This is a genomic window from Paenibacillus barcinonensis (genome assembly GCF_003217495.1).
GTDB classification, from domain to species: Bacteria; Bacillota; Bacilli; order Paenibacillales; family Paenibacillaceae; genus Paenibacillus; species Paenibacillus barcinonensis.
The window spans coordinates 1-21161 of sequence record NZ_QJSW01000012.1 but is presented as its reverse complement, the minus strand read 5'-3'; the positions used below and the strand labels follow the sequence as shown (position 1 = coordinate 21161).

Annotated in this window: 19 protein-coding genes, 1 rRNA gene and 1 riboswitch; of the genes, 2 read left to right on the top strand and 18 right to left on the bottom strand. The window is 49.7% G+C overall.

Going from position 1 to position 21161, the window contains the following annotated elements; all coding sequences use genetic code 11:
* Nucleotides 1-224: 224 nt before the first annotated feature.
* The 15 genes from purN to DFQ00_RS17770 form a co-directional block, all read right to left on the bottom strand.
* Nucleotides 225-842, bottom strand: coding sequence for a phosphoribosylglycinamide formyltransferase (purN, locus tag DFQ00_RS17840; RefSeq protein WP_110897842.1), 618 nt, complete (start codon nucleotides 840-842; stop codon nucleotides 225-227).
* On the bottom strand, nucleotides 842-1882 hold the full coding sequence (purM, locus tag DFQ00_RS17835; RefSeq protein ID WP_110897841.1) for a phosphoribosylformylglycinamidine cyclo-ligase: 1041 nt from the start codon (nucleotides 1880-1882) through the stop codon (nucleotides 842-844). The genes purN and purM overlap by 1 nt, the downstream gene beginning before the upstream one ends.
* Nucleotides 1883-2126: 244 nt before the next feature.
* Complete coding sequence (locus DFQ00_RS17830; protein WP_110897840.1) at nucleotides 2127-2570, bottom strand: immunity 26/phosphotriesterase HocA family protein; 444 nt, start codon at nucleotides 2568-2570, stop codon at nucleotides 2127-2129.
* Nucleotides 2571-2582: 12 nt separating this feature from the next.
* Nucleotides 2583-4061 carry an amidophosphoribosyltransferase gene (purF, locus tag DFQ00_RS17825; protein ID WP_110897839.1) on the bottom strand — a complete coding sequence of 493 codons (1479 nt, stop codon included), beginning with the start codon at nucleotides 4059-4061 and terminating at the stop codon, nucleotides 2583-2585.
* Nucleotides 4046-6289 (bottom strand): phosphoribosylformylglycinamidine synthase subunit PurL, encoded by a 2244-nt coding sequence (gene purL, locus DFQ00_RS17820; protein ID WP_110897838.1) that lies wholly within the window; start codon nucleotides 6287-6289, stop codon nucleotides 4046-4048. The genes purF and purL overlap by 16 nt, the downstream gene beginning before the upstream one ends.
* The gene (purQ, locus tag DFQ00_RS17815) at nucleotides 6267-6956 is read right to left on the bottom strand and encodes a phosphoribosylformylglycinamidine synthase subunit PurQ (RefSeq protein ID WP_110897837.1); all 690 of its coding nucleotides are present in this window, start codon (nucleotides 6954-6956) and stop codon (nucleotides 6267-6269) included. Before purQ ends, purL begins: the two co-directional genes overlap by 23 nt.
* Nucleotides 6957-6960: 4 nt before the next feature.
* Nucleotides 6961-7206, bottom strand: a complete 246-nt coding sequence (gene purS, locus DFQ00_RS17810) for a phosphoribosylformylglycinamidine synthase subunit PurS (RefSeq protein WP_110897836.1) — start codon at nucleotides 7204-7206, stop codon at nucleotides 6961-6963.
* Between the two features lie 1081 nt (nucleotides 7207-8287).
* On the bottom strand, nucleotides 8288-9160 hold the full coding sequence (locus DFQ00_RS17800) for a phosphoribosylaminoimidazolesuccinocarboxamide synthase (protein WP_110897834.1): 873 nt from the start codon (nucleotides 9158-9160) through the stop codon (nucleotides 8288-8290).
* A gap of 331 nt (nucleotides 9161-9491) precedes the next feature.
* Complete coding sequence (purB, locus tag DFQ00_RS17795) at nucleotides 9492-10790, bottom strand: adenylosuccinate lyase (RefSeq protein ID WP_110897833.1); 1299 nt, start codon at nucleotides 10788-10790, stop codon at nucleotides 9492-9494.
* Complete coding sequence (purK, locus tag DFQ00_RS17790) at nucleotides 10787-11992, bottom strand: 5-(carboxyamino)imidazole ribonucleotide synthase (RefSeq protein WP_110897832.1); 1206 nt, start codon at nucleotides 11990-11992, stop codon at nucleotides 10787-10789. The genes purB and purK overlap by 4 nt, the downstream gene beginning before the upstream one ends.
* Nucleotides 11989-12474 (bottom strand): 5-(carboxyamino)imidazole ribonucleotide mutase, encoded by a 486-nt coding sequence (purE, locus tag DFQ00_RS17785; protein WP_110897944.1) that lies wholly within the window; start codon nucleotides 12472-12474, stop codon nucleotides 11989-11991. The genes purK and purE overlap by 4 nt, the downstream gene beginning before the upstream one ends.
* A gap of 151 nt (nucleotides 12475-12625) precedes the next feature.
* Nucleotides 12626-12727: riboswitch (purine riboswitch) on the bottom strand.
* 295 nt (nucleotides 12728-13022) lie between these two features.
* Nucleotides 13023-13457: a universal stress protein gene (locus tag DFQ00_RS17780; protein WP_110897831.1), complete on the bottom strand. Its 435-nt coding sequence runs from the start codon at nucleotides 13455-13457 to the stop codon at nucleotides 13023-13025.
* Nucleotides 13458-13673: 216 nt separating this feature from the next.
* Nucleotides 13674-13937: a DUF1294 domain-containing protein gene (locus DFQ00_RS17775; protein WP_110897830.1), complete on the bottom strand. Its 264-nt coding sequence runs from the start codon at nucleotides 13935-13937 to the stop codon at nucleotides 13674-13676.
* 179 nt (nucleotides 13938-14116) lie between these two features.
* Nucleotides 14117-14254: a hypothetical protein gene (locus DFQ00_RS29255; RefSeq protein ID WP_167433761.1), complete on the bottom strand. Its 138-nt coding sequence runs from the start codon at nucleotides 14252-14254 to the stop codon at nucleotides 14117-14119.
* A gap of 112 nt (nucleotides 14255-14366) precedes the next feature.
* Nucleotides 14367-14597 carry an ROK family protein gene (locus DFQ00_RS17770; RefSeq protein WP_244213909.1) on the bottom strand — a complete coding sequence of 77 codons (231 nt, stop codon included), beginning with the start codon at nucleotides 14595-14597 and terminating at the stop codon, nucleotides 14367-14369.
* A gap of 194 nt (nucleotides 14598-14791) precedes the next feature.
* Between DFQ00_RS17770 and DFQ00_RS30325 the strand changes: the two genes are divergently transcribed.
* Nucleotides 14792-14896: an AraC family transcriptional regulator gene (locus DFQ00_RS30325; RefSeq protein ID WP_167433760.1), complete on the top strand. Its 105-nt coding sequence runs from the start codon at nucleotides 14792-14794 to the stop codon at nucleotides 14894-14896.
* A gap of 80 nt (nucleotides 14897-14976) precedes the next feature.
* Here DFQ00_RS30325 and DFQ00_RS17760 read toward each other — a convergent pair whose 3' ends face one another.
* Complete coding sequence (locus DFQ00_RS17760; protein WP_110897828.1) at nucleotides 14977-17106, bottom strand: DNA topoisomerase III; 2130 nt, start codon at nucleotides 17104-17106, stop codon at nucleotides 14977-14979.
* 422 nt (nucleotides 17107-17528) lie between these two features.
* Here DFQ00_RS17760 and DFQ00_RS17755 point away from each other — a divergent pair, with 422 nt between their 5' ends.
* A complete protein-coding gene (locus DFQ00_RS17755) occupies nucleotides 17529-19466 on the top strand; it encodes an amidase family protein (protein WP_110897827.1) in 1938 nt (645 codons plus the stop codon).
* Between the two features lie 217 nt (nucleotides 19467-19683).
* Here the strand turns inward: DFQ00_RS17755 and DFQ00_RS17750 are convergent, their stop codons facing one another.
* A complete protein-coding gene (locus tag DFQ00_RS17750; protein ID WP_110897826.1) occupies nucleotides 19684-20682 on the bottom strand; it encodes a ketoacyl-ACP synthase III in 999 nt (332 codons plus the stop codon).
* Nucleotides 20683-20890: 208 nt separating this feature from the next.
* Nucleotides 20891-21007, bottom strand: a 5S ribosomal RNA gene (rrf, locus tag DFQ00_RS17745).
* Between the last annotated feature and the right edge of the window lie 154 nt (nucleotides 21008-21161).

The window sequence follows — 21161 nt, the reverse complement described above, 5'->3', positions numbered from 1 at the left end:
TCCCATAAGCTTCGCGTTTCCTGACGAAACACAGCCGATTTATTTCCCGAGAAATATCACAAAATGCGTACCAACATTCGACTTCTGTTATATAAATTGAACCACGGTGTTTACACAGAACACTCCGATGCAGCCTTCTTTCAGAAAGCTTTCAGGCGAACGCTTCGCTGCTCCAGCTTATTTCTGTTCTCTCCGTTCATGTGCGGAAAAAATCTCAACTTATATCAAACCGGTTTGTTAACAGTGACGTGGCGCCCGTCTAATTGAACCAGACCTTGCGCAAACCAGGATACCACTTCAGGGTAAAGCTGCTGCTCCGCTGCGTGAATGGCTTTGCTGATCGTTTCAGCTGTATCTCCCGGCTGCACGGGAACCGGGTGCTGGGCTATAATCGGCCCCGTATCCATTCCCCCGTCAACAAAATGCACAGTCACACCGGTCACCTTCACACCATACTCCAGTGCTTGTCCAATGGCATCCTTGCCTGTAAATGCGGGCAGCAGGGATGGATGAATATTGATCAATCGGCCTGCGTAACGATCCACCATTAATGAAGTCAGCAGTCTCATATATCCCGCGAGCACAACCAGATCAATTTGTTTCGATTCCAGCACTTCGATAATCTCTGCCTCGTATGCTTCACGCGAAGCATACGCCTTGGGTGTAAACAAATGGCAGTCTACCCCTGCATCCTGTGCTCGCTGCACAACACGTGCAGCAGGCTTGTCACATACGAGCAGTTCCACCGAAGCGTTCAACACACCATTGCGTGCTGCATCAACCAAAGACTGGAAGTTACTTCCTTCTCCTGAGGCAAATACAGCAATGCGGTAGTTCGCCATTAAACATCCGCTCCTGTGAAGGTTACTCGCGCATCTCCTTCAGTTACACGGCCAATGATGTACGCTTCTTCACCAGATGCTTTCAACTGCTCCAGTGCTTTTGCTGCATCTGCTTCATTCACAACCAGCACAAGCCCGACGCCCATGTTAAAGGTAGTGAACATATCCCGATTCGTTACATCGCCTTTTTGCTGTAACAGATTAAAGATCGGCAAAATCGGCCATGAACCATAATCTATATCTACATTCACGTTGCTTGGCAGCATACGCGGAATATTCTCGATAAATCCACCGCCGGTAATGTGAGCCATGCCTTTAACATTGACATTTTCCAGCAGAGACAGCAGAGGTTTTACATAAATCTTCGTTGGCTCCAGCAGGGCATCCCCCAGCTTGCCACCCAGTTCTGCCACTTCCGAGTGCAGATCCAGGCCAGCTTCTTCGAGCAGCAATCTGCGAACCAGAGAGAAGCCGTTACTGTGTACACCACTGGAAGCAAGACCGATGACCGTGTCTCCAGGTGCAATGGTTGTGCCGTTGATGATCTTGGCTTTGTCCACAATACCCACTGTGAACCCCGCGATATCATACTCGCCTTCACTGTACATACCCGGCATCTCAGCCGTTTCGCCACCAATCAGCGCACAGCCGGACTGATGACAGCCTTCTGCAATTCCGGCAACGATGGCTTCAATCTTCTCAGGGATGACCTTATCGCAAGCGAGGTAGTCCAGGAAGAACAGCGGCTCAGCGCCTTGCACCACGATATCGTTCACACACATGGCTACTGCGTCAATCCCGATTGTGTCGTGACGGTCCATGGCAAATGCAATTTTCAGCTTCGTGCCCACACCGTCTGTACCAGAGACCAGTACCGGCTCATCATATTTATCTTTGTTCAAGCCGAACAGTGCCCCGAACCCACCCAGATCAGTCATTACCTCTGGACGGAAGGTACGCTTTACGTGTTTCTTCATCCGTTCAACTGCTTCATTCCCTGCCGCAATATCCACGCCGGCCTTTTTATATGCTTCGGACACAACCCTCACACCCTTCGTATCTTGTATATATTGAACCAAGGTAATTGACAATTACCACTACGATGAAAGAACAACCTTCCGATCGCTGTTATCCCCGGATTTTTCAATCCATTATTGTAAGGAGAAAATCCGGTGATCAGCGTATGCTTCTGATGTAGCTTTCTTGCAGAAAGCTTTTAGGCGAACGCTTCGCTTCTTCAGGTTTTTTCTGTCCTCTTCGTTTTGTGTAAATGAAAAGTCCAACTCATTTATTGCTGCTCATCTCTAACAGATGATTCTGTACCAACTCGAATCCAGCTACGCCCATTGTAATGTACTGGCTGTACTCTTCCGGTGGAATCATTCGAATGTATTCGTCACCGTTGTATACCGCACCAGCGCACTGGAATACTTGCAGTTCCTTTTTCTCCGGAGTTAGCGGGATGTTACCAACAATGCTCCATGTGCCATCTTTCAGCAGCTTGGGTGAAGTGAAGATCACGCTGCTCTTACGTTTACCATAAGAATAGACAAGGAAATCGCCGTCTTCCAAACTTACAGTTTCGTCACGCTGAATGCTCATCACGCCGAACGAAAAAGCTTTTTTGAAGCGATCTCTCAGTGCACATACAATCTGACAGATTGCAAGCCGTCCGTCATGCATGGGAATCACAAAAATGTCGCCTTCATTATAGCTTTTTCTAGCCATAAGCCTAACCTCCTAACAGCTGCATCCGAATTTCTCTTCGCCATCAAAGTCCAGACGGGTCGGATAATCATTATCGAAGCATGCCAGGCACAAACCACCTTTATAATCATCCTGATTATCTCCCTGAATGGATGCAATCAGTCCATCCGGGCTGAGAAACGCCAGCGAGTCCGCATTAATCTCGCGGCAAATCTCTTCTACCGACAGAGAGGAAGCAATCAGTTCACGGCTATCCGGTGTATCAATACCATAGAAGCATGGATTTTTGAATGGTGGTGATGTAATGCGTACATGTACTTCGGTTGCCCCTGCGTCACGCAGCATATTCACGATCCGGCGAGACGTCGTACCACGAACGATGGAGTCGTCGATCATGACTACACGTTTACCTTCCACAACGCGGCGCACTGCGCTGAGCTTCATCTTCACGCCCTGCTCACGCAGCTCCTGGCTTGGCTGGATAAATGTACGTCCGGTGTATTTATTTTTGATCATACCCATCTCATAAGGAATGCCCGTCTGTTCAGCGTATCCAATCGCCGCCGAGATGCTGGAATCTGGTACCCCCGTAACCAAGTCCGCATCCACAAACGATTCAATCGCCATCCGGCTGCCCATCCGTTTACGAGCAGCATGCTGATTGGCTCCATTCATATCACTGTCCGGTCGAGCAAAATAAATGTATTCCATCGCACACAGCGCCTTACGGTGTTTATGATCGTCAAAACGATCCTCATGCAAGCCATCTGCATCCAGCACAAGCAATTCACCAGGCTGAATATCACGAATCAGCTCTGCGCCAATGGTTTCAAGCGCACAGGTTTCGGACGCAAACAGATACGCATCCCCCAGCTTGCCCATCGTTAACGGACGAAGTCCATGCGGATCAGAAGCAACCAGTAGCTTGTCATTCGTCATAATCAGGAAGGCATACCCGCCGACAATACGTTGAAATGCATCTTTTGCCGCCTCCACAAGTCCTTTTGGAGAACGTGCAATCAAGTGAGCAATAACTTCCGTATCACTCGTCGTCTGAAAAATAGAACCGCTCTGCTCCAGCTCGCGCCGGATCGTTGGTGCATTCACGATGTTTCCGTTCGTTGCAACGGCCAAGTCGCCATCCCGATATTTGAATACAAGCGGTTGTGCATTCGTCAGCTTGCTGTCTCCACTCGTGGAATAACGCACATGTCCTATGCTGATATCACCCGTCAGTGTCTGCATCAGGTCTTTGGTGAACACTTCCTTCACCAGTCCCATGCCACGATGGTAGTTAAACTGTGTACCATCGCTTACACACATGCCCGCGCTCTCTTCCCCGCGATGCTGGAGTGCGTGCAGACCATAATAAGAAAGAGAAGCCGCATCAGGGTGACGATACACCCCGAATACGCCGCATTCTTCCTTTAATTTGTCGAGTCCTTCCTTGCCGGACCCTTCGTTATAATAATCGCCTGTCCACAATTGTCCCGTCATCAGTTCATGAGACATGGAATCGCATCCTCCCAGACCTTTGCCAAGCTTCCTACAGGTTCGTTCACGGCTGATGTTCCGTTCAAATCAATCGCCAGGTGACTTCCTTCTACACGTCCAATGACAGCTACAGGCACTCCGCGCTCACGCACAAAGGCTTCCAGCTTGCCCGCTTGCTGCGGCGAAGCCGACAGCAAAATACGGGATTGGCTCTCACTGAACAACGCGTGATCTGCACGCAGTGCAGTCTCAACATTCACTTGTGCGCCCACGTTGCCGCTGATGCAGGATTCTGCCAGTGCCACCGCCAGACCACCCTCGGACAAGTCATGCGCCGAACGAACGAGACCGGATTGGATGGCTTCCAGCACGGTGCTGAGCAATGCCTTCTCCGTGTTCAGGTCAAGCTGTGGCGGACGTCCTTCTGTCACGCCGTGTACGGCGTATTGCAGCTCGCTTCCGCCGAGCTCTGCTTTGGTTTCACCGAGGAGGATGATGACATCTCCTTCGGATTTGAAAGCCTGTGTCGTAATATGATCCGTGTCATGAACGAGACCTACCATACCGACCACTGGCGTTGGATAGATGGAGCCTTTGGCGTTTTCATTGTACAAACTTACGTTACCGCCAATAACCGGCGTATCCAGCACACGGCAAGCTTCCGCCATACCGTCAACAGCTTTTTCCATCTGCCAGAAAATATCCGGCTTCTCCGGGTTACCGAAGTTCAGGTTATCCGTGATCGCAAGTGGCTCCGCACCGGAACATACGATATTACGTGCTGCCTCACTCACGGCAATTCGTCCGCCCACCTCAGGGTCCAGATACACGTAACGGCCATTACAGTCTGTCGTCATCGCAAGACCTTTGCGCGTACCACGAATCGTCACCACTGCTGCATCCGAGCCTGGACGAACGGCTGTGCTTGTACGCACCATGTAATCATATTGATCATAAACCCATTTTTTGCTCGCCACCGTTGGGGAAGCCAGCACTTGTTTCAGTGCACCGCCGAGATCCGACACTTCGTCATAACGAAGCGTGTCGATGGAAGCACTTTGCTCATAATATGCAGGTACTGTAGATGGTTTGTCATACACCGGGCATTCATCAACGAGTGCCGTTACTGGCATATCGCCAACGACTTCGCCGTGGTGGATCAGCTTCAGACGACCATCATCCGTCACTTTACCGACTTTGGCGCAGATCACGCCCCAGCGTTCAAAAATCTCCAACGCTTGCGCTTCATCCTTCGGTTCAACGACAAACAGCATCCGCTCCTGAGACTCCGAAAGCATCATCTCGTAAGGCGTCATGCCTTCTTCACGCTGCGGCACCTGATCCAGATACAGCTCCAGACCGTTACCTGCTTTACTTGCCATCTCCGCACTGGAGCATGTCAGACCTGCTGCACCCATGTCCTGAATACCAAGCACGATGCCTGTATCAATCAATTCCAGACAGGATTCCATAACCAGCTTCTCCATAAACGGGTCACCGACCTGAACCGCTGTACGCTGGGACTCGGATTCCTCTGTCAGCTCCACAGATGCAAAGGTTGCACCGTGAATACCGTCACGACCTGTTGGTGGACCAACGTAATACACCGGGTTACCTACGCCCTTGGCTACACCACGCTGGATTTTGTCATGATCAATCAGACCGACACACATTGCGTTAACGAGCGGGTTACCCTCATAGCTCTCATCAAACATCACTTCACCTGCAACGGTCGGAATCCCGATACAGTTACCGTATCCCGCAATGCCCGCTACCACATGCTCGAACAAATATTTCACGCGCTCGCTCTCCAGCTTACCGAAACGAAGAGAGTTCAGCAGCGCTACCGGTCTTGCACCCATGGAGAAAATATCACGGATAATACCGCCCACACCTGTTGCCGCGCCTTGATAAGGCTCTACCGCGGAAGGGTGGTTATGGCTTTCAATTTTGAAAACAACGGCCTGGTTGTCACCAATATCCACGATTCCGGCTCCTTCACCTGGTCCCATCAGAACACGCGGGCCACTTGTCGGGAAACGACGCAAGAGCGGCTTGGAGTTTTTGTAGGCGCAGTGCTCGGACCACATGACGCTGAATACACCGATTTCCGTGTAGTTTGGCTTGCGACCCATAAACTCACAGATCAGCTCATATTCGCTATCAGACACGCCCATCTGTGCGTAAAGTTTATGTTCTGCGACCTGTTCTGCTGTTGGCTCCTTAGCGGATAGCTGCTGCGTCATGCCGATCCCTCCATGCTTTCAAAATTGATGTAAACATCCGTTTGCCGTCTTCCGAGCCGAACAGTGAATCCACTGCACGCTCTGGATGCGGCATCATGCCGACTACGTTGCCAGCTTCGTTGCAGACCCCTGCGATATCCCCGAGGGAACCGTTAGGATTGTTGCCATATGTGAATACAATCTGATTGTTTGCTTGCAAGCTTGCCAGTGTTGCTTCATCACAGTAATAGTTGCCTTCACCATGAGCAATCGGGATGATGATCTCTTCGCCCGGTGCGTAGTCACGTGTGAATGGGGTGTCTGCGTTAGCCACTTTGAGCACCGTGTCATGGCAACGGAATTTGAGCGACGTGTTACGGATCAATGCACCTGGGAGCAGGCCTGCTTCCGTCAGGATCTGGAATCCGTTGCAAATGCCAAGAACATATTTGCCTTGCTCAGCCGCTTTTGCCACTTCGTTCATTACTGGTGCAAAACGTGAAATTGCTCCGCAACGCAGGTAATCTCCATACGAGAAGCCACCCGGAACCAGAATGCAATCATACGCCGACAGATCTGTAGCTGTATGCCATACGTAATCCACTTCTTGTCCAATCGCATCTTCGACCGCTTTGTAACAGTCGATGTCGCAGTTGGAGCCAGGGAACACAAGAACTGCAAATTTCATGAGATTAAGCCTCCAATTCGTAGCGGTAATCTTCAACAACGGTGTTGGCGAGCAGCTTCTCACACATCACTTTCAATCGTTTCTCCGCTTCCACACGATCTGTTGTATCCAGATTGAGTTCCATGACTTTACCGATCCGTACACTTTCCACTTCGTTGAATCCCATGGAATGCAGGGCTCCTTGAACGGCTACACCTTGCGGGTCGAGTACGCTTTGTTTGATAGTGACATATACGGTTGCTTTGATCATGATTCGAAGTTCCTCCTCAGTAATGAACGGGATAAATGCTTTATGCTGTTAAAAAAAATGCTGTTGCCTTGGAACGGTCGCTTCGGTGTGGATGCTTCCTCCGGCCGCTGGTTGTTCCCGGGTTTTTCTGATTCATTTTGGCCCGCGCTGCGGTCAAAACCCGGGAACAAAGGCGGACGCTTCGCTCCTTCGTGAACCATTCCACCCCTGCGCTTGATCCTGCGGCAATTTTTTAAAGGCCTAAACCCTTTACGTTGCTCAGCGGGTAGTAAAAGTGGTTGCCTTGGGACGGTCGCTTCGGTGTGGATGCTTCCTCCGGCCGCTGGTTGTTCCTAGGTTTTTCTTGGTTTGTTTTGGCCCGCGCTGCGGTCAAAACCCGGGAACAAAGGCGGACGCTTCGCTCCTTCGTGAACCATTCCACCCCTGAGCTTGATCCTGCGGCAATTTTTTAAAGGCCTAAACCCTTTACGTTGCTCAGCGGGTAGTAAAAGTGGTTGCCTTGGGACGCTGCTCGCTTCGGTGTGGATGCTTCCTCCGGCCGCTGGTTGTTCCCAGGTTTTTCTTGGTTTGTTTTGGCCCGCGCTGCGGTCAAAACCCGGGAACAAAGGCGGACGCTTCGCTCCTTCGTGAACCATTCCACCCCTGAGCTTGATCCTGCGGCAATTTTTTAAAGGCCTAAACCCTTTACGTTGCTCAGCGGGTAGTAAAAGTGGTTGCCTTGGGACGCTCGCTTCGGTGGACAACGGTAAAAACCAGCCATATCACACATAGACATGCTTAAATTCCTTTAGTAACCAATGATTTTCAGTCTTTTCCTTTGCATCATTTACAGGCTTCCTACTTGGTGAAGCCTGTGCCTTAATTACCTCATCCACCAGTTTGAACACTGGCGGAGGGAAAGATTTGAGCTGGAGAAGCGGAGCGTTCGCCTTTGCAACCGGAATGTGTCCTTTTGAAAAAAGGAGACGAATCCAAACATTCCGGGGGCAACAGCGATCGAAAGCCAAACTTTCCTGGAGCTCGCGCTCAAACGTCTCTTAATCAAACTTTCCCGGAGCACACGCTCAAACGTCTCACTTTATTATTTCGTTAAACGGTTATAAATATCGACATAACGAGCTGTTGTAGCTTCTACAACCTCTTGTGGTAGCGGGTCAGGCTTGCTGTTTTTGTCCCAATCTGTGCCCGCAAGATAGGTACGGACAGGCTCTTTATCCATGCTGTCGATCTCAATGTCAAGCGCATAGTTTTCTTTTGCCCAGAAGCGGGAAGCATCCGGGGTGAAGATTTCATCAATCAGGATCACCTTGCCATCCACAATGCCAAACTCGAATTTGCAGTCTGCCAAAATGATGCCGCGTTGATCGCAGTAATCTCGTGCGAACTCGTACAGGCGAAGGCTTTTTTCCTGAAGCTCAATCGCAAGCGCGTCGCCGACAAGCTCCTTCATACGCTCCATCGGAATGTCTTCATCATGACCAACATCATTTTTGGCTGCTGGTGTGAAGATCGGCACTGCTAGCTTGGCGTTTTTGCGCAGGCCTTCCGGCAGCTTGATACCATTGACCTCTCCGGTTGCCTCATACTGTCTCCAGCCGCCTCCAGTGATGTATCCACGCACCACACATTCAATATCAATGCGCTCGGCCTTGCGTGTAACCATGATGCGGTTTTGAAGCAACTCAGGATCTGTGATAAGGTCTCCCAGCTGATTCACGTCGGTATGCACCACGTGATTATCCATCATGCTACCTGTCAGTTCAAACCAGAAGCTGCTGAGCTGATTCAGCACATTGCCCTTCTCGGGAACCGCCGGGTCCAGCACATAATCAAATGCCGAGATGCGGTCCGTTACCACGATAAGATAATGCTCTCCAAGATCATACAGCTCGCGTACTTTTCCTTTGTATAACAAAGGTGCTTTAACAAGATCTGCCGCCGTGGACAGTGCCATGGGGTCACCTTCTTTCAGGAGATGTAAAGTATACGTCCAATTCCCCTCATCACGCGGGGTCACTCCGAATGCAGAAGAACCTTCCGATCGCTGTTATCCCCGAATTTTCTGTTCTCCTTTCTCAAGGGAAAATCCGGTGATAAAGGCTCAGCATATGCTTCCGATGCAGCTTTCTTTCAGAAAGCTTGTAGCTTCGCTTCTTCAGGTTTTTTCTGCCTTCTCCGTTCCAGCGTGAACACATAATGAACCTATACTTCTAGGGGAGTCATTCTGTCCTCTGCGTTCCCTGCTAGTCCATCATTCTGCCCTCTAGCCTAATAGGGAATATATATTAATCGTTTAAGCCGAGTTTTTTGAAAATCGTATCGACATGCTTCAGATGCCAGGATGGATTGAATGCATCTGCAATTTCCTCTTCGCTAAGCACGGCCGTAATTTCTGGAGTGGATTTCACGATGTCCTGGAATTGACGCTGTTCTTCCCATGCCTGCATCGCACGTGGCTGCACGGTATCGTATGCTTGCTCACGGCTGAAGCCTTTGTCGATGAGCTTGGTCATGACACGACCAGAGAATGGCACGCCAAATGTGCGCTCCATGTTGCGTTTCATATTTTCAGGGAAGACCGTCAGGTTTTTCACAATGTTGCCGAAGCGGTTCAGCATGTAGTTCAGCAGCATCGTTGCATCCGGCAGAATCACACGCTCTACGGAAGAGTGCGAGATGTCGCGCTCATGCCACAAAGTTACGTTCTCATATGCCGAAACCATGTGTCCACGAATGACACGGGACAGACCTGAGATGTTCTCACTGCCGATCGGATTACGCTTGTGCGGCATTGCGGAAGATCCTTTTTGACCTTTTGCAAAAGCTTCTTCCACTTCACGGAACTCACTCTTCTGCAGTGCACGCACTTCCGTAGCAAACTTGTCCAAGGACGTTGCAATCAGTGCCAGTGTTGCCATGTATTCCGCATGACGGTCGCGCTGCAATGTTTGTGTGGAGATTGGCGCAGGCTTCGTGCCCAGCTTCTTGCAGACAAACTCTTCAACGAATGGGTCAATGTTGGCATAGGTTCCAACTGCACCGGAGATTTTACCGAACTGTACACCATCAGCCGCATGACGGAAACGCTCCAGATTACGCTTCATCTCTTCATGCCACAGCGCCATTTTCAATCCAAATGTCGTTGGCTCTGCGTGCACACCATGTGTACGTCCCATCATAGGCGTGTGCTGATAAGTCAGTGCCTTTTCACGCAAAATTTCAATAAAATTCATAATGTCTTTTTCCAAAATTTCATTCGCTTGACGCAGCACATAACCCAGTGCCGTATCAACCACGTCTGTGGACGTCAGGCCATAGTGTACCCATTTGCGCTCTGCACCCAAGCTCTCGGATACGGTACGTGTGAATGCAATGACGTCATGGCGTGTCTCCTGTTCAATCTCATAGATCCGGTCGATATCAAAAGAAGCATTCTGACGAAGCAGCGCTGCATCTTCCTTCGGGATAACTCCAAGCTCGGCCCACGCCTCGCATGCACAGATTTCAACTTCCAGCCACGATTGGAATTTGTTCTCTTCGGTCCAGATGGCTCTCATTTCGGGTCTGCTATAACGTTCAATCATGAATTTGTATGCCTCCATAGATTAGTTTGTTCGATCCATTGCAATCCTTCTTCGATGTCCTGACAAAGCAGATTCACATGCCCCATCTTTCGACCGGTCTTCGCTTCACTCTTGCCATATATATGAAGCTTGGAGATCACACCCAGTTCCATCGCCTCTTCATCGGGCTGCCCCGTTCTTGCGATAACCCCTTCCAGATGCTCACCAAGCACATTGACCATAACGACGGGACTTAACAGCGTTGTATCCCCAAGTGGCAAACCGCAAATCGCACGAATATGCTGCTCAAACTGTGATGTTGCACAAGCTTCCATCGTGTAGTGTCCCGAATTATGCGGCCTTGGCGCGAGTTCATTCACATACAATCTCCCATCCGCGGCTACGAACAGCTCTACGGCCAGCAAGCCAACAGCTTGCATGGATTCGGCAACGGCTGCCGCAAGCTTCTGTGCTTCAAGCTGAATGTCCGTGGCTACTCGTGCAGGTACGATGGACGCATGTAAAATGTTATTCACATGAATGTTCTCCGCAGGCGGGAACGTCTTGATCTCTCCATTTGTGCTGCGAGCAACGATAACCGAAATCTCGCATTCAAACTTGATAAACTGCTCCAGCACCAGCTCTGCGCCAGTCGCTGCCAGCTCTTCATACGCTGTCTCAGCTTCAGCTGCAGCCCGGATGACCCGCTGACCTTTACCGTCGTAGCCACCAGTCACCGTCTTCAATACACACGGAACGCCCAGCTCACGAACCGCCGCTGTCATCGTATCCAGACTGGTAATCTCGCGATACGGAGCTACTCGAACACCCGCTGCCTCAATGGCGCGTTTCTCACGCAAACGATGCTGGGTTGTATATAAAAGAGCACTGCCTTGCGGCACAAAAGATTCACGCTCAAGTAATGCTGCCACCTCAGCGTCTACGTTCTCGAATTCGTATGTGATGACATCACATTGCTGCGCAAGTTCCCTTGCCGCCTCTACATCATCGTATCCAGCCTGAATCTGCTGTGCGAGCTGACCACAAGGTGAATCCGGGGTCGGGTCAAGGGTAATGAAACGATATCCCATCGCCGTTCCGGCAAGTGTCATCATACGTCCAAGCTGTCCACCGCCAAGAATACCGATAGTTGTCTGTCCGGGCAGCAACACAGGCTGTAATTGTCCTGCTCCTCTGCCCAACTTCGTTGCTTCGTTACTCATAGCTCATCACTGCTTTCCAGTACTTCTTGTTTGATCCGTTCTCTGCGAGCTTCGGAGCGGCGCTGCACCTCAGGGTCAAATGCACCAATGATTTGCGCTGCAAGCAAACCTGCGTTAGTCGCACCTGCTTTGCCAATCGCCACCGTCGCCACCGGGATGCCGCCAGGCATCTGCACAATGGACAATAAGGAATCGAGACCGTTCAATGCTTTGGATTGAACAGGCACTCCGATGACTGGAAGCATCGTTTTGGCGGCTACCATACCAGGAAGATGTGCCGCTCCACCTGCACCTGCGATAATGACCTTGAAGCCACGGTCAATCGCCTGTTCTGCATATTCAAACATCAAATCCGGTGTACGATGCGCAGAGACGACCTTTTTTTCATAACCGATCTCAAGCTCGTCCAGCACCTCGCACGCATGTTTCATCGTTTCCCAATCCGACTTGCTGCCCATAATTACAGCGACTTGCACTGACATGAATACATCCCACTCCCATCTGAAATAAAAAACGAAAAAGTCCGCTACCCTCGAAAACATCACATGTTCTCCGGACACCGGACTCCAAGAAATACGTATCCCTCATTTGGGCATGCCAAAGGGGCTTGCTGTCCGCATTTGATCCATGCGACTCTCAGCCGTATCTCCTCGTAGTCCGGAAATTTACGGTTCCCGGGTAGATACTTCCGGGCCCTATTCCCGGCGTTATACGAGCAAATATCTATTCCATCCTGCTTCATTACTTTGTTCCATAATCATACAGCTTTCGTTCCTACTCGACCTTATTTTAACCTGATCGACACATCTAACATTCTAACAATCCCCTACAGCGAATGTCAACTTAAAGACGAACATTTAACATATTGACAAATATAATGTTCGGGAATTAGAGCACACCCATACATTAAACTCCTAATTTCAGTGAAAACGGCCTCACCAGCAACTTCGAAAAAAGGAAAAAGCCGGCTCCTCCTCAATCCATTGAAGGCAACCGGCTTGTTACTTGCGAGAATGCAGCACATTCCGCTTTATTTCACGATCAACACAGGCACCTGAGCGTGCTGTACCACATTGTGGCTGACACTGCCCAGTACAAACTCGCGGATTCCGCCCAAACCGCGCGAACCAATTACAATAATATCCGACCCGTTCTCTTTGGCATAATCCAGCAGCACCTCGGCGGGTGCACCTTGAATCAGATCCACATTTGCCGTAACACCAGCAGCCTGAACCCGTTCTTTGGCTTCATCCGTCGTTTGCACAGCCAGATTGTAATAATCGTTATTGAGTGAAGGCGGGAGTGGTGCAAGCCCTTCTCCGATAAAGACACGCGGAAAGTCAAACGCATGAATGACATCCAGTACAGCCTCCGGCGATGCCTTCGCAAGCTCAATCGCACGATCCAGAGCCTTATTCGAAGCTTTTGATCCATCATACGCCACTAAAATTTTGGAAAATAACATGTTAATCCCGTCCCTTCCTTATATATGTAGAAATCCGAAGCAAGCCTCGGTCTGACATCGAACTCCGTCATAGATCGGAAACCATGTAACCTCTTAACCCTTCATGGGTGCAAATGAACCAATTTGTTATGAAATAATTTACACAATAAACCGATAGCGCATCCCCTGAGCAGACAATCGTTTTACGGATAAAGCAGCCTAAGGACATTGACATCACTATTGCAAAAAGTAACCATACAACACTGCATTCAAAAAGACGAGCAACGGAATACCCAGGGTAAAGCTGACATGTTTCGTTTTATGCCTTTTCCGATACATCGCAATCCAGACGCCCAATGCACCGCCGATAAAAGCGAGCAAAAACAACGTTCGTTCAGGCGTGCGGTCTCGCCGCTGCTGTGCGCGACGCTTGTCATCCGACATCACCAGATATGCCACAACATTAATAAAGATGAACCATACAATAAGTCCGGTCTGCATATACGTTTAGCGGTCCCCCTGTCCCGGGACATCTCCCTGACTCCATTATAATCCCAAGGCAGGCAGATGATCAACGCGGGCAGAGAGCCGCAATACGGGCACAACTATTTTCAGCTTATGTCTCGGGTGTGCTCTCCTCGGTTACTTTCGTTCCTTACTCCCGGCTACTGCCGTAACAACTATGACTCCTGTTTGGGAATACCGTTCAGACTTGGCACCCGTTTAGCTGCTTTCTCGGGACTTACTGCAATGCTTTCTTCACGGATACTGTCCTTGTTCTGCTGATTATGACGTTTCTTCGGTTTGTTATGCGGCATCTAAAGGCTCACCTCCTCCGCTTACGTTGCCTGAAAACAGGATATCTTATACGAAGGAGGAGACCTGTTAAAGCTTAAGTTGTAGAGGTCCCTATCAAAGTCCCGCGACTGTTCAGGAAATGGTATAGCGCTCCTTGCAGGTTCGCATCATTACCAAACGTACAGGCTGTAATCTGAGGATCCGCTCCAGCACAATAGGTTGTGCACTAATGCCCCCACCAATGGCAAATACTTCACGGTCCAAAATATACTGCATATTCATAATCTGAACCGCGATCTGTGTGCAGTACGTATCAAATACATTGCATGCATCAGCGTCCTGCTGCTTGATATATTCAAACACTGCCTCACCATCTATGATGATCTGAGTCTAGCTGTACTGTCTGCACATCTGCAAATAAGCCCCTCCTATCTTTCCCGTAAATTCAAGGAAGAGACTGGAGAGGCGCTTCGCATTTTTATCCAAAGGCAGCGAATTGAAGAGGCCAAGACACTCATTGTTTTTTCTCAGATTATCGCCCGAGTGAGATCTGTTCGTTGTTGAATTTTCACGATCAAAGTTATTTCATCAAGGTATTCCGCACGCATACAGGCTTCACACCTAAGGAGTACCGTAACCGCTTTGTTGTTAAGCACTATTGAACATAAGCAAGCAAAGACGGATAAACTACGGCTATTTGAATTCAGCCTCTCAAAAACCTTCTGCTGCATATGGCTCACATCTATTTCCCTTGTTTCTCCATAGCTGCCTTCAGCAAGTCTCCCAGATTGGAGCCGATGGATTCCTGCTTGGCATATTGTTGCACCAGCTTTTGCTGCTCACGCTTGTTCACATGCTGCTTGTCTTTATCCAGCGTTTCGGTAATGCCGCATGGCAGACACTGCACATATAGACCCGCTTTACCTTCCTTGATCTCCATCTTTTTGTGACACTGTGCGCAGCGGCGGTTGGACATCCGCTTCTCATTGGAACGACGATACCCGCAGTCCTCTGTAGGACATACGAGGAACTTGCCGCGCTTCCCCTTCTTCTCTAGCAGCTTGGCATTACAGTCCGGGCAGTGGCTGTTGGTTACATTGTGCGGCTTGTATTCGGCTTTACTGCTTTTCACGGTAGATACCAGTTCCTTCGCCATAGAACGAATACCATCCAGGAACGGGCCAGGTTTACCTTGTCCACGCGCGATACGCTCCAGTTCAGCCTCCCAGCGGGCCGTCAGCTCTGGTGTGCGCAGCTGTGGTGCAGCAAGCTCAATCAATTGTTTCCCTTTACCGGTTGGATGCAGGCTGTTGCCCTGACGATCAATCGTATCCGAGCTAACCAGCTTCTCGATGATATCCGCGCGTGTTGCCGGTGTACCCAGTCCGTGCTTTTCCATCTGGGATAGCAAAGCCGCTTCGGTATACCGCTTTGGCGGCATTGTGCGTCCACTCTTGATATGGCAGCGCTGTAGTGTAACCGACTGACCTTGTTGCAAGTCCGGCAACAGTGCACGCTCATGGTCACCAGCGTCATCTGCACGGTCATCATCATCATCCGTATAATCACCGCCATATACCTCACGCCAGCCGCTGTCCTTAACCGTTGTGCCCTTCACATGGAAGGAGTCCTGTCCTACCTGTACCATAACGGCTACGGAATCGTACTTGGCTGCCGGATAGAACAAGCTGATGAAACGGCGTACGATCAGATCATATAATTTGCGCTCCTCTGGACTTAGCTGATTCAAGAGCACCGTTTGCTCGGTTGGAATAATTGCATGGTGATCCGTTACTTTGCTGTCATCGACAATTCGCTTCGTAATGTTCAAGTTTTTACGCAGCAGCGGACGAGCCAGAGATGCATAAGGTCCCACTGCGACACTCTCCAGCCGTTCTTTCAGCGTTCCAGTCATATCAGAAGTCAGATAACGGCTGTCTGTACGCGGATAGGTCACAAGCTTATGCTGCTCATACAGACGCTGTAACACGTTAGAGGTCTGTTTGGCGGAGAAGCCGTGTTTACGGTTCGCGTCCCGCTGCAGCTCGGTCAAGTCATATGCCAGTGGATGCGGCTCGACCTTCTCGCTTTTTTTCACCTGGGCAATCGTACCCTTGCGTCCTTCCACACGCTGCTTCAGCTGCTGCATGTCCGGCTTGTCGAAGATTCTGGAATCCCCGCCAGCTGCCCGCCACACGGCCTGAAATTCCCCAAAATCTGCGGTTAACGTCTCGTATTCCTGCGAGCGGAAGCCGTTAATTTCATTCTCACGATCCATAATCATACCAAGTGTTGGCGTCTGTACACGGCCTGCCGACAATTGCGCATTAAAACGCACCGTGAGTGCACGTGTCACATTAAGGCCAATCATCCAGTCAGCCTCAGCACGACAGCGTGCGGATTCATACAGACGATCGAATTGGCTGCCTGGCTTCAGCGAGGCGAATCCGTCCTTGATCGCTTTATCGGTCTGGGATGATATCCAGAGACGTTTGAACGGTTTTTTCCACTGAGCCATCTGCATAATCCACCTTGCCAGCAGTTCCCCCTCACGGGCCGCATCGGTTGCAACAACAAGCTCGCCTACATCCTGACGTTTCATCAGCTGCTGTACCGCCTTGTATTGGTGGTTCGTTTCGCGGAGCACCTTCAGCTTCGTTCGCTCAGGCAAAATCGGCAAATCCTCCAGATTCCAGGTGGCATATTTCTTATCATAATCCTCCGGCTCTGCCAGGCCCACCAAATGCCCCAGCGCCCACGTTACGATGTATTTCGGACCTTCCATATAACTTTTATGTTTATCACGCGCACCCATCACCCGGGCAATCTCCCGTGCTACGGAGGGCTTCTCTGCGAGTACCAATGTCTTCACGTTGTATCTCTTCCTTTCTATCCAAACGTCAAAATCTTTGCCAAACTTTAATCATCTGCGGTGAACGATCTGTCTATTATATCATTTCAAACGGAAGCATGTTTCAGCAACTCATATCTTTCTTCGGCCAGCATTCCAGTTGTATGCACCTTTGTAGTGCCCTGATTACAAACATTATATGTCATATCTACGTCATATATTATCGTATGGACTTCATTTTCAGGTTATATTCAATTTTCTCCACTTTAACGAAACAAAGAGTAAATGTGAGATAAAATAACATAAAATCAATATGTATGCGTTTTTTCGGATAAATATTAACATTGTAAGATTACATGACATAAATATAAGATGTGCAAAAGCATATACAAGAGATTGCTTACACACACATCATCTCAGACACAGGAAGGGAGCGTGGATGCATGACTTATCATGGATCTGTATTGAAAAAAGGCGGTGCCTTATTACTCGCGGGAACAATGGTTGCCGCATCGTGGGGAGGAACTGCTGTACCTTCGGCTTTCGCCGCCGCAGCAACTCCTGCAAGCCAAACCTCAACTGTCGCCGCCCTTGCAGGGAAAGCGCCAGTTAGTGCCGCAGCCTTCGTTCAGGCCATGGAAGAAGCCGCTACACTTGCAGGTGTGCCATTCACCATGGACAAGCTCTCCGGAGCGAAACTATCACGCAAAGATGCTGCACTCGCCTTGCAGCAATGGCTCAAGCTGGACGCTGCCCCGGAATCCTTTAAGGATGTGCCGGATCAGTCCGAATATGCAGGTGCCGTCGGTGCCCTGAATGCCGCCGGACTGATGAAAGGCTACACGGACTCTCTTTTCCTGCCGAACGCTGTGCTTACAGCGAGCGACATCTCCATTTTGAAGGATCGCGTTTATAACTACATAAAACCGTTTGTGCTCGAGGAAGCCACGATCATGGATATGCAAAACGCCATGGCTCAAGGCAAGCTGACCTCCAAAGAGCTGGTACAGCATTATCTGGATCGTATCTCCAAATACGATGATAAAGGCGTAAGTCTTAATGCTGTCCTGAACCTGAACCCGGACGCACTCAAAATTGCGGAGCAACTGGATGAAGAGCGTGCAGCTCAAGGACCTCGTGGACCCCTTCACGGTATTCCGGTTCTGGTGAAGGACAATTTCGATACCAAAGATATGCCAACCACTGCGGGCTGTATCTGCCTCAAGGACTCCATCCCGGCGCATGACGCGGAGCAGGTGAAGAAGCTGAAGGCAGCGGGGGCTATTATTTTAGGCAAAACGAACCTTCACGAGTTTGCTTTTGGCATTACAACCTCCAGTTCACTCGGTGGACAAACGTTGAACCCGTATGCTCTCGACCATTATCCAGGTGGATCTAGCGGCGGAACAGGCGCCGCGATTGCTGCAAACTTTGCGGCGGCTGGTATGGGTACCGATACAGGCGGCTCCATCCGCATCCCGTCCAGCTTTAACAGTCTCGTCGGCATTCGTCCAACGATTGGCCTGTCCAGCCGTGAAGGCATCATCCCTCTCGCACTTACTCAGGACGTTGGCGGACCGATGGCTCGTACCGTGACTGATGCAGCGATTATGCTGGATGCTACCGTTGGTTATGACAAAAAGGATGTTGCCACCGCTTATGCTGTAGGCAAAATTCCATCCAGTTACACCGATTTCCTGGATGTGAACGGACTCAAGGGTGCCCGGATTGGTGTAGCTCCCGAACTCATTCCAAGCACCAAAGCGGAAGAAAAAGCCGTTGCTGATGTCATCAACGCCGCTGTCGAGGAGCTCAAGTCCCTTGGGGCAACTGCCGTACCGATTTCCATTCCAAACTTTGCGGAAATCAACAAATATCCAAGCCTTAGCGGCTATGAATTCAAATTCCAATTGAATGATTACCTGGATTCTCTGGGTGACAAAGCGCCATATCACAGTCTGTCCGAAATTATTGCATCCGGTCAGTTTGATAAAACTCAGGAGCAAGCCATGAAGGCACGGGATGCCCGTGATACGTTGGAAACGACAGAATACAAAGATATCGTTCTGAAGCGTACCCAAATCACTCGTGATTCCTTGTTGAAAGTGATGGCAGACAATCATCTCGATGCGATCATCTACCCTACATCGACACAAGCCGCTAGCGTGATCGGCAAAGGTCAAACCTCCGGCGCCAACAACCGTCTGAGCCCGTTCTCCGGCTTCCCGGCCATTACGGTGCCAGCCGGATTCACAACGGATGGCTTGCCTGTAGGCATGGAATTCCTGGGCCGCGCCTTTGACGAAGGTACGTTAATCAAGCTGGCCTACAGCTACGAGCAAGGCACTCACCACCGTCATGCACCGAAGCTAACGCCTTAGGATTGATTACCAATCGCTGATGGAATGAAATCATCTGTATCTTTTTATCTGACTTGTGCACAGTTTTAATCAAAAAGTACACCCTTCCGCATCTTTGCGGGCGGGTGTACTTTTATATTCATGCAGGCTGTTAGTGAAGCCTGTAATCATGTATTTTTCCAGATGAATCTGAATAACGATAACAGATGCATAGTGCTATCAGTTACGTTTCCTAAAATTATTCAAAGTCCGGCACGCCCCATCGAACAACCAGCCCCGAATACGTCAGCCCGCCTCCAAAACCAAACAACGCAACGTTCTGCCCGTGCTTTAGCTTCCCTTCATCTACTGCGATCTGCAGTGCAAGTGGAATCGAGGCGGCAGATGTATTCCCGCGATACTCCATACTCGTAAGTGTACGCTCCAGAGGAACTGGACCTCGCTCACACATCGCTTCAATCATACGCATGTTTGCACTGTGTGGAACAAACCAGTCGATCTGTTCAGCTGACATATCCGCTCTTTTAATAAGCTCAGCTAATTGCTCCGGGACCATCCGTACTGCCCACTTATAAACCTCTCTTCCGTTCTGCACCAGCTTGCCCTCTGCATTCAAAGGCTGACCATTCATCTCTGTAGAAAGTCCACTTTTGTATAAATGCATTCCGCCCTCTCCTTGAGTACCTGAAACGATGGACTTAAAATCCCCCTGACCCGAAGCACGCTCCACCAGAAAAGCACCAGCTCCATCTCCAAACAGCACACAGGTTGTACGATCGGTATAATCCGTTATTTTGGATAGGGTCTCCGCCCCGATGACCAGCACTTTTCGGGACATGCCACTGGTCACCAGACTGTCAGCCAGCTGCATACCATAGGTGAAGCCAGCACAAGCTGCGTTTAGATCAAGGACTCCTGTGTTCGGAATACCCAGATTAGCCTGAAGGCGGGAAGCCGAGCTTGGAAAGGAATACTCTGGTGTACTCGTAGCAAAAAGAATCATATCTACATCAGTGATATCAACCTTATAACGACGCACCATGTCCTTCACAGCTTCCGTAGCCAAATCGGATACAAACTGGTGCTCTGCCGCAATCCGACGTTCTCTCATACCTGTTCGTTGCACAATCCATTCGTCACTCGTATCGACCAATTTCTCTAAATCTGCATTATTCAGGATTCGATCCGGTACATACGTACCCATTGCCGTTATTGTTGCCATAGATTGATGATTCATAACAGAGATCACCTCATTCGTTTTTTTCTTATTATAGCACTAAGTCTTAGTACTTGGTACTAATTTTTAAAAAGAACTGTATTACATTTATGGCAGGCCAGCTTACAACAAAAAAACAGCACATTAGTAATGTGCTGTTCAGGGCAAGCCAGATTCGCTTTTCAAAAAAATAAAAACCACCACCGAATATCATCGGCAGTGGTTCTTTGCTTGGCGGCGTCCTACTCTCCCAGGACCCTGCGGTCCAAGTACCATCGGCGCTAGAGGGCTTAACGGTCGTGTTCGGGATGGGTACGTGTGGAACCCCTCCGCCATCGCCACCAAACGCGATTGGATCGAAGTTTATCTTCTTTCCATATCCATTAGAGAACTGAAAATCATACACACACTCGGTGATGTACCGATTTTCACTTCGTTCAGAGTGTTGTTCTCTGAAAACTAGATTCGAAACGAAACTTACGCTCATTAGCTTGCTTATT

What these genes read in the sequence shown, in the direction of transcription:
- purQ (WP_110897837.1), bottom strand. Translation starts at nt 6,956, where the DNA reads ATGAAATTTGCAGTTCTTGTGTTCCCTGGCTCCAACTGCGACATCGAC.
- purK (WP_110897832.1), bottom strand. Translation starts at nt 11,992, where the DNA reads ATGAGTAACGAAGCAACGAAGTTGGGCAGAGGAGCAGGACAATTACAG.
- DFQ00_RS17775 (WP_110897830.1), bottom strand. Translation starts at nt 13,937, where the DNA reads ATGCAGACCGGACTTATTGTATGGTTCATCTTTATTAATGTTGTGGCA.
- DFQ00_RS17750 (WP_110897826.1), bottom strand. Translation starts at nt 20,682, where the DNA reads ATGAATCATCAATCTATGGCAACAATAACGGCAATGGGTACGTATGTA.
- purS (WP_110897836.1), bottom strand. Translation starts at nt 7,206, where the DNA reads ATGATCAAAGCAACCGTATATGTCACTATCAAACAAAGCGTACTCGAC.
- DFQ00_RS17755 (WP_110897827.1), top strand. Translation starts at nt 17,529, where the DNA reads ATGACTTATCATGGATCTGTATTGAAAAAAGGCGGTGCCTTATTACTC.
- DFQ00_RS29255 (WP_167433761.1), bottom strand. Translation starts at nt 14,254, where the DNA reads ATGCCGCATAACAAACCGAAGAAACGTCATAATCAGCAGAACAAGGAC.
- DFQ00_RS17800 (WP_110897834.1), bottom strand. Translation starts at nt 9,160, where the DNA reads ATGGCACTGTCCACGGCGGCAGATCTTGTTAAAGCACCTTTGTTATAC.
- purE (WP_110897944.1), bottom strand. Translation starts at nt 12,474, where the DNA reads ATGTCAGTGCAAGTCGCTGTAATTATGGGCAGCAAGTCGGATTGGGAA.
- DFQ00_RS17830 (WP_110897840.1), bottom strand. Translation starts at nt 2,570, where the DNA reads ATGGCTAGAAAAAGCTATAATGAAGGCGACATTTTTGTGATTCCCATG.
- purB (WP_110897833.1), bottom strand. Translation starts at nt 10,790, where the DNA reads ATGATTGAACGTTATAGCAGACCCGAAATGAGAGCCATCTGGACCGAA.
- DFQ00_RS17780 (WP_110897831.1), bottom strand. Translation starts at nt 13,457, where the DNA reads ATGTTATTTTCCAAAATTTTAGTGGCGTATGATGGATCAAAAGCTTCG.
- purF (WP_110897839.1), bottom strand. Translation starts at nt 4,061, where the DNA reads ATGTCTCATGAACTGATGACGGGACAATTGTGGACAGGCGATTATTAT.
- purL (WP_110897838.1), bottom strand. Translation starts at nt 6,289, where the DNA reads ATGACGCAGCAGCTATCCGCTAAGGAGCCAACAGCAGAACAGGTCGCA.
- purN (WP_110897842.1), bottom strand. Translation starts at nt 842, where the DNA reads ATGGCGAACTACCGCATTGCTGTATTTGCCTCAGGAGAAGGAAGTAAC.